Here is a 1868-nt window from a genome sequence, read left to right on the forward strand (position 1 = left end):
ACACAGTGGACGCGAGCAACTGAGGACAAGCCCTCGGCCTATTAGTACCAGTCAACTCCACCGGTCACCCGGCTTCCATATCTGGCCTATCAACCCAGTCGTCTACTGGGAGCCTTACCCCATCAAGTGGGTGGGAGCCCTCATCTCGAAGCAGGCTTCCCGCTTAGATGCTTTCAGCGGTTATCCCTCCCGAACGTAGCCAACCAGCCATGCCCTTGGCAGAACAACTGGCACACCAGAGGTTCGTCCGTCCCGGTCCTCTCGTACTAGGGACAGCCCTTCTCAAGACTCCTACGCGCACAGCGGATAGGGACCGAACTGTCTCACGACGTTCTAAACCCAGCTCGCGTACCGCTTTAATGGGCGAACAGCCCAACCCTTGGGACCGACTCCAGCCCCAGGATGCGACGAGCCGACATCGAGGTGCCAAACCATCCCGTCGATATGGACTCTTGGGGAAGATCAGCCTGTTATCCCCGGGGTACCTTTTATCCGTTGAGCGACGGCGCTTCCACAAGCCACCGCCGGATCACTAGTCCCGACTTTCGTCCCTGCTCGACCCGTCGGTCTCACAGTCAAGCTCCCTTGTGCACTTACACTCAACACCTGATTGCCAACCAGGCTGAGGGAACCTTTGGGCGCCTCCGTTACCCTTTAGGAGGCAACCGCCCCAGTTAAACTACCCACCAGACACTGTCCCTGATCCGGATCACGGACCCAGGTTAGACATCCAGCACGACCAGAGTGGTATTTCAACAATGACTCCACCATGACTGGCGTCACAGCTTCACAGTCTCCCACCTATCCTACACAAGCCGAACCGAACACCAATATCAAGCTGTAGTAAAGGTCCCGGGGTCTTTCCGTCCTGCTGCGCGAAACGAGCATCTTTACTCGTAATGCAATTTCACCGGGCCTATGGTTGAGACAGTCGAGAAGTCGTTACGCCATTCGTGCAGGTCGGAACTTACCCGACAAGGAATTTCGCTACCTTAGGATGGTTATAGTTACCACCGCCGTTTACTGGCGCTTAAGTTCTCAGCTTCGCCACACCGAAATGTGACTAACCGGTCCCCTTAACGTTCCAGCACCGGGCAGGCGTCAGTCCGTATACATCGCCTTACGGCTTCGCACGGACCTGTGTTTTTAGTAAACAGTCGCTTCTCGCTGGTCTCTGCGGCCACCACCAGCTCACACCGCAAGGGTGATCACCAGCAATGGCCCCCCTTCTCCCGAAGTTACGGGGGCATTTTGCCGAGTTCCTTAACCATAGTTCACCCGAACGCCTCGGTATTCTCTACCTGACCACCTGAGTCGGTTTAGGGTACGGGCCGCCATGAAACTCGCTAGAGGCTTTTCTCGACAGCATAGGATCATCCACTTCACCACAATCGGCTCGGCATCAGGTCTCACCCTCAATGAGAGACGGATTTACCTACCCCTCGGGCTACACCCTTACCCCGGGACAACCACCGCCCGGGCTGGACTACCTTCCTGCGTCACCCCATCGCTCACCTAATACAAGTCTGGTCCGTCGGCTCCACCACTCCCCTTCACCCGAAGGATCCAGGGCGGCTTCACGGACTTAGCATCGCCTGGTTCAGCGCTGGCGCTTCAAAGCGGGTACCGGAATATCAACCGGTTGTCCATCGACTACGCCTGTCGGCCTCGCCTTAGGTCCCGACTTACCCTGGGCAGATCAGCTTGACCCAGGAACCCTTAGTCAATCGGCGCACACGTTTCCCACGTGTGAATCGCTACTCATGCCTGCATTCTCACTCGTGAACCGTCCACAACTCGCTTACACGGCTGCTTCACCCGGCACACGACGCTCCCCTACCCATCACAGCGATCGTTGGACCACATGC

1 rRNA gene (running past one end of the window) is annotated in these 1868 nt (G+C 57.1%); it reads right to left on the reverse strand.

Annotated elements, in window-relative coordinates:
- Positions 1–21 precede the first annotated feature (21 nt).
- Positions 22–1868 (reverse strand): 23S ribosomal RNA (locus PV419_RS52640); it runs 1372 nt beyond the window's last position.

This window comes from Streptomyces sp. ME19-01-6 (assembly GCF_033793745.1).
Classification (GTDB): domain Bacteria; phylum Actinomycetota; class Actinomycetes; order Streptomycetales; family Streptomycetaceae; genus Streptomyces.